This window comes from Stenotrophomonas sp. HMWF003, assembly GCF_003061285.1.
Lineage (GTDB): Bacteria > Pseudomonadota > Gammaproteobacteria > Xanthomonadales > Xanthomonadaceae > Stenotrophomonas > Stenotrophomonas maltophilia_AP.
In genome coordinates, this window is record NZ_QAIW01000201.1 from 16,982 (window position 1) to 17,486 (window position 505).

The following is a 505-nucleotide window of genomic DNA, read 5'->3' on the forward strand; positions in this document are numbered from 1 at the left end:
GACCGCGGCATGTTCGGCGTGGTGCTGCCCGAAGGCGAGGAGCGCGCCGGGTCACGGCGCGTGGGCGAGCTCGACGAGGAAATGGTCCACGAGTCGCGGGTCAATGACGTGATCACGCTGGGGGCGTCGTCGTGGCGCATCGAACAGATCACCCACGACCAGGTGGTGGTAACACCGGCCCCCGGGCGCTCGGCGCGGCTGCCGTTCTGGCGCGGCGAAGGCGTGGGGCGGCCGGCGGAACTGGGCGAGGCGGTCGGGGCATTCATCGCCGCGCTGGAGCCTGCCGCCGACGAAGGCGACCGGCCCGCCGCCATGACCGAACGCCTGCAGGCCTGCGGGCTGGCCAGCAATGCCATCGCCAACATCTTCGGGCTGCTGGACGAGCAGCGCCAGGCCACCGGCGTGCTGCCCACCGACCGCCGACTGGTGGTGGAGCGTTGCCGCGACGAAAACGGCGATTGGCGGTTGATGCTGCATTCGCCGTACGGGCGGCGCGTGCACGACC

General features: G+C 71.9%; 1 pseudogene. It reads left to right on the forward strand.

The features are described from left to right. Positions 1 to 505: pseudogene (locus DBR34_RS21715) on the forward strand (ATP-dependent helicase); the annotation flags it as partial.